This is a genomic window from Pseudomonas sp. MPR-R2A5 (assembly GCF_058793055.1).
Genome location: NZ_JBXAFK010000102.1, coordinates 1 through 5,280, shown reverse-complemented (window position 1 = coordinate 5,280; position 5,280 = coordinate 1). Strand labels below are relative to the sequence as shown.

Sequence of the window (5,280 nt, the reverse complement as noted above, 5' to 3'; positions counted from 1 at the left end):
AGGTTTCTTTTTGGTTGGCATACATGCACCTCTTACTCATGTTATGCCCGAACACAAAATTTCTGACACCCCCCTGCCAGTAGGAGGATCCCTGTTCCCCAGACGCCCCTTTTGGGTGCAAAAAACACCCGCGGGGGTTCCCTCTGGAGATACCGTGTTGTGTAAGGCTTAGTGTTGGTTAACTTTTGAAAAAGTCCTTGCGGGTGTGTGTCAGTTGATGCGTCTGTGGCAGACCCACTGCTATCGGGGGCAAGCCCCCTCCCACATTTGGAGCTGCATACATCAGGTCGACCTGAGTCTGCCTTTGCTCTGGCTTTGGCTGCCCTGGCGCCGACCGGAGTTATGCCTGGTGTACTCGGTTGAAAATGTGGGAGGGGCGGTGCGACGATTCGACTTGCCCCCGATGAGGGAGTGAAGTTGATGCATCCATGGCTGACCAGCCGCCGTTACCGCAGAAACGGATAGGCGGGAACCTGCCCCTCAGCGATGGTAGTAACCCGGTCCGCCACCTTCATAGCGGTGGTCATGCCAGCCGCCGCCGTGGGGGAATATGATGCAGCCGCTCATGCTCAGCATGATCAGCAGGGGAATCAGCCAGGTGATTCGACGGAACATTTCAAAATCCTCCAGGGTTCTCACGGGGTGACATCAGGCTGGCTCAATAAAAGCATCGAACAAGCCAAAGCTTTTCATCGCCTGTAACATGAGACCCTGCCGACCCCATTCCATCCCCGTCATCGGGTATGTGCCTGGCATGTTCGGCGATACAAAGTGGATACATTCTCAAGGTTCAGGAACCCGTCATGACCCAAAAGCAACGCTTGAAATATTCAATCCTGATCTCCCTGGTGGTGCTGGGGACGATGTTTGGCCTGTCCTACCTGCAGAACACCGGGGTTATCAGCGAAAAAACGTTCCAGTACATCGCCATTGCCGTGGCGGTCACCGTGGTGGTGATCAATGGCGTGATGCGTCGTAAGGTCAAGCCTAACTTCTGATTGACGTCGTCGAGTCAGGCGCGGCCTTCGAGCACTTTGGCAGCCTCTTCATGGAGGCTGTAGCTTTTATCGGCATTGAGGGTGATCACGCCCTCGCTGCACAGGCGCTTGAGTACCTCACGCACGCTGAGGAACGACAAAGGGATGCCCAGTTCCAGCAAGTGGCTGTGCACGCCGCGTACCCCAAGGGTGCGCTGGTGGTCGGCGGCCGTGAGCAGGGCGTCGATGACCTTCAGTCGGATCAGGCTGGTGCGCAAGCCGAAACACTTGAGCAAATGCCGAATTCGTTGGTTGCCTTGCTGCTCTGGCGCTTTGCCGAAGGCTTGTACGCCGCTGCCAAACGTGGCATCGGCGGTCGTTGAGTGTCCGTCCGTGGGCAGTTGCGAGTTGTACATGCAAAAACTCCTTATCAGAGCCTGATCAGGAAAATGATGGCGCTCTTATTCAATAAGACGAACGAGTGAGCGAAATCATGAAGTGCCGCATGTAGAAAATTTGTCGGTATCAGTTTTGTCACAACGCAGTCGCGTTCAATGAACGGACTGCGTCGCTAAATTATTCGCGGTCTGTTGCGTCCTTACGGTGGGGGAATGACCCCAGGCAAGGGTGTTCAATTTGACTGTGGAGTCTGTGTGATTATTTCCAACCGGTTGTCCAGGATGTGCGTGGCGGGACTGATGCTGGGCTTGAGCCTGGCTGCATCGGCGCGCGAGCAGGTGGCGCAGGCGTCCGCCGATATCCGGCGCACCAGCTTCGGCGTGCCGCACATCCGCGCCAGCGATGAGCGTGGCCTGGGGTTTGGCATCGGTTACGCCTACGCCCAGGACAACCTGTGCCTGCTGGCCAATGAAGTGGTCACCGTCAATGGCCAGCGCGCGCGGTTCTTCGGCCCGGAACAGGCGACCCTGGAAGAACGCAACAACCTCGCCAGCGATGTGTTCTTCACCTGGCTGAATACCCCCGAGGCCGTAGCCGCCTTCTGGAACGCACAGAGCCCGGCGATCCGCCAACGCATCGAAGGTTATGTGGCCGGCTACAACCGCTATCTCAAAGAGCAGGGCGCCCCGGCGCCATGCCAGGCCGGGTGGGTGCGGCCGCTGGTGGTGGAAGATCTGGTGAAGCTGACCCGTAGGCTGCTGGTCGAAGGCGGCGTTGGCCAATTCGCCGAAGCCCTGGTTGGTGCGGCGCCACCCCAGGCCACCGCCAGCGTGCAGCGTCGCGCAAGGGCGTTTGAACTGGCGGCGGCCCAGCAGCAGCGCTTCAGTCTCGATCGCGGCAGCAACGCCGTCGCGGTGGGCCGTGATCGTTCATTCAATGGTCGTGGCATGCTGCTAGCCAACCCGCATTTCCCCTGGGTGGGCGGCATGCGTTTTTACCAGATGCACCTGACCATCCCCGGCCAACTGGATGTGATGGGCGCGGCGCTGCCGGGTCTGCCGGTGATCAACATCGGTTTCAACCAGCATGTGGCCTGGACCCATACGGTCGACACGTCCAAACACTTCACCCTGTACCGACTGACCCTCGACCCCAAGGATTCCACGCGCTACCTGCTGGACGGTCAATCCATCCCCCTGGCGAAAACCTCGGTGACGGTGCAAGTCAAACAGGCCGACGACAGCCTCAAGGCCGTGTCCCGTACGGTCTACAGTTCGAGCTTCGGCCCCGTGGTGCAATGGCCCGGCAAGCTGGATTGGGACAGCCAGCACGCCTTCAGCCTGCGCGACGCCAACCTGGGCAATGACCGCGTGCTGCAACAGTGGTACGCGATGAACCGCGCCCCCAGCCTCAAGGCACTGCAAACCTCGGTGCACACCCTGCAAGGCATCCCGTGGGTCAACACCGTGGCCACCGATGATCAGGGCCAGAGCCTGTACATGAACCTGTCGGTGGTGCCCAACGTCAGCGCCGCCAAACTCGCCCAATGCAGCGACCCGCGGGCCGGCCTGCAATTTATCATCCTCGACGGCGCCCGCAGCGCCTGCGCCTGGGACATCGACCCGCATGCCGCGCAACCGGGCATCTTCGCCGCCGCCCAACTGCCGCAACTGGAGCGCACCGACTACGTGCAACACGCCAACGACTCGGCCTGGATGGCCAACCCCAAGGCGCCCTTGACCGGCTTCTCTCCAGTGATCAGCCAGGACCACATCGGCCTTGGCCCGCGCGCGCGCTTCGCCGTGCAGCGCCTGCAATCCCTGGAGCAACGGCCGATCACGGTTGCGGACCTGCACAACATGGTCATGGACAACGAAGTGTATGTGGCGGGCCAAATCATGCCCGACCTGCTGGAATACTGCGCCACGCAACTGGGCAGCGATGCTGTCGTGTTGCAACCGCTGTGTACCAGCCTCAAACACTGGGACCGGCACGCCAACCTCGACAGCGGCCTGGGCCTGGTGCACTTCATCAACCTGGCGGAGCACCTGCAACAAACCCCCGATGCCTGGCGTGTGGCCTTCGACCCGGCCGAACCATTGACCACCCCCCGTGGCCTCGCCATCGACCGCCCCGACGTTGCCAAGGCCTTGCGCGAAGCCATGCTGGCCTCTGCTGCTGAAGTCGCCAGGCTCGGTCTCAGCGCCAACAGCCGCTGGGGTGATATCCAAGTCTCCGGGCAAACCCCCATCCACGGCGGCCCGCAAGCGCTCGGCATCTATAACGCCATGCAAACCGTGCCAAGGGCCGATGGCAAACGCGAAGTGGTCAGCGGCAGCAGTTACTTGCAAATCGTCAGCTTCGACGACCTGGGGCCGAACGCATTGGGCGTGCTCGCGTTCTCCCAGTCCAGCAACCCCGCGTCCAACTATGCCAAGGACCAGACCCAAGCATTCTCCGAGAAAAAACTCCGCCCGCTGCCATTCACCGAAGCGCAAATAAAGGCCGACCCGCAGTACCGGGAACAGGTCATCAAGGAGTAGGGCGCACACGCAACCCCTTGATGACTGGGCAGAATATTTTTTGAAATCAAGGGGTTGCAGGCATAGGCAAATGAGTACATAATGGCGCCCATCGAACGCAATGAAGCGTTAAAAACTTCAATGTATTCAATGAGTTAGAGTAGAGGCAGGGTTTTATAGCCCACTCATGTTTTTATGCGGTGAATGTCAGCAACAACGGCATTGATCGTTTGAGGCCGAGTAGCAAAATGGTTATGCAGCGGATTGCAAATCCGCCTACGCCGGTTCGATTCCGACCTCGGCCTCCACTCTTAGAAACCCCGTAGATTAGCGTCTACGGGGTTTTTTATTGCCTGGGATTTGCTAAGTGTTCTGCCATCCCTCCTTATTTCGTGGGTTTTACGATCTCTCCTACACGTTGATAGATCTTCTTGGTGATCTCTTGGCAAGAGTGGCCGAGCAGTCTGCTTGCATGCTCGAGAGCAATCTCACTGGCGGCTTTTGGCCGTCCGCCGGCGCACACCGACTGCCATAGCTGCTGCAGATCCTCCCCAGCGCCGGTGGGATTGATCGCAATATGTGAAGGGCGTGTTTACAGCGAAGCAGGGGGCTGATCGATAAAATGGTGTTCCGCCTTACGACAGGCGTTTTATCGATCTGTCTCTCGCAGTTTTAGATTGAGCTTTAGATTCGTCTGCCTGGCAGATATCTAATTAATGTGATTGTACTATTGTGTCTAGAATTTAATGAATGCTTCTACCTCGTCTTCCCCAAGTATTCTACCTGTTGGCTTGAATCCAAGTTTTTCATAAAACTTTTCGGGACTTCCTTCACCTTGACCATAACCTACTCGCAGCTCGCTGAAACCTCGTATTTTCAGATCATTAATCAGCATTTGCAGGGCTGCGTTGGCGAATCCAAGCCTTTGATAGGGGCCTGCGATCATCAACCGCGTTAACATGGCGCCGGGATAATCAATGTCTTCGTCGTAGTCAGCGCCTATATGCAGCATGACAAAACCAACTAAAGTTTCGTCGGCATAAATGGAACGAAACCAGGCGTTTTCTGAAAAGTGTGCTTCAGCAATTGAGTCTCCGTTATCTGCCACCATGTCGCGTTGCTCAGGAGACAACGTATTGCTGAGCTGGCAGACATCCCATACGGTTTTCGAAGATATTACTTCTAAAAGTAATTTTTGACTTTTTTGAAAATGATTTTTCGAGCATAAATTGTTTTACCTTTGTGCATATTTCAAAGGTTTTACTTTAGCATTGGGTTTTAATTTTATGCTTGTAAAATATTGTTGTTAAGGATGGTCTGAAGTAGCCATGTATTTCCCCGGCATACCACCTAGCGCAACTTTTAAACTCGCCAAATGATCA

Annotated in this window: 5 protein-coding genes and 1 tRNA gene; 3 read left to right on the top strand and 3 right to left on the bottom strand. The window is 56.7% G+C overall.

What is annotated here, in order from left to right; all coding sequences use genetic code 11:
• Positions 1–480 precede the first annotated feature (480 nt).
• Positions 481–615 carry a hypothetical protein gene (locus AC1Q6I_RS34620; RefSeq protein ID WP_024075722.1) on the bottom strand — a complete coding sequence of 45 codons (135 nt, stop codon included), beginning with the start codon at positions 613–615 and terminating at the stop codon, positions 481–483.
• Between the two features lie 188 nt (positions 616–803).
• Here AC1Q6I_RS34620 and AC1Q6I_RS34615 point away from each other — a divergent pair, with 188 nt between their 5' ends.
• Positions 804–998, top strand: a complete 195-nt coding sequence (locus AC1Q6I_RS34615; RefSeq protein ID WP_017846379.1) for a hypothetical protein — start codon at positions 804–806, stop codon at positions 996–998.
• A 14-nt stretch (positions 999–1,012) separates the two neighbouring features.
• On the opposite strand, the gene AC1Q6I_RS34610 is transcribed toward AC1Q6I_RS34615, so the two are convergent.
• Entirely contained in the window at positions 1,013–1,393 is a 381-nt protein-coding gene (locus AC1Q6I_RS34610; RefSeq protein WP_102625753.1) for a fe2+ zn2+ uptake regulation protein, read from the bottom strand.
• 237 nt (positions 1,394–1,630) lie between these two features.
• Here AC1Q6I_RS34610 and pvdQ point away from each other — a divergent pair, with 237 nt between their 5' ends.
• A complete protein-coding gene (gene pvdQ / locus AC1Q6I_RS34605) occupies positions 1,631–3,919 on the top strand; it encodes a bifunctional acylase PvdQ (protein WP_102625752.1) in 2,289 nt (762 codons plus the stop codon).
• Positions 3,920–4,132: 213 nt separating this feature from the next.
• Positions 4,133–4,206 (top strand) — tRNA-Cys (locus AC1Q6I_RS34600).
• Between the two features lie 428 nt (positions 4,207–4,634).
• On the opposite strand, the gene AC1Q6I_RS34595 is transcribed toward AC1Q6I_RS34600, so the two are convergent.
• Positions 4,635–5,009, bottom strand: coding sequence for a GNAT family N-acetyltransferase (locus tag AC1Q6I_RS34595; RefSeq protein WP_102625751.1), 375 nt, complete (start codon positions 5,007–5,009; stop codon positions 4,635–4,637).
• Between the last annotated feature and the right edge of the window lie 271 nt (positions 5,010–5,280).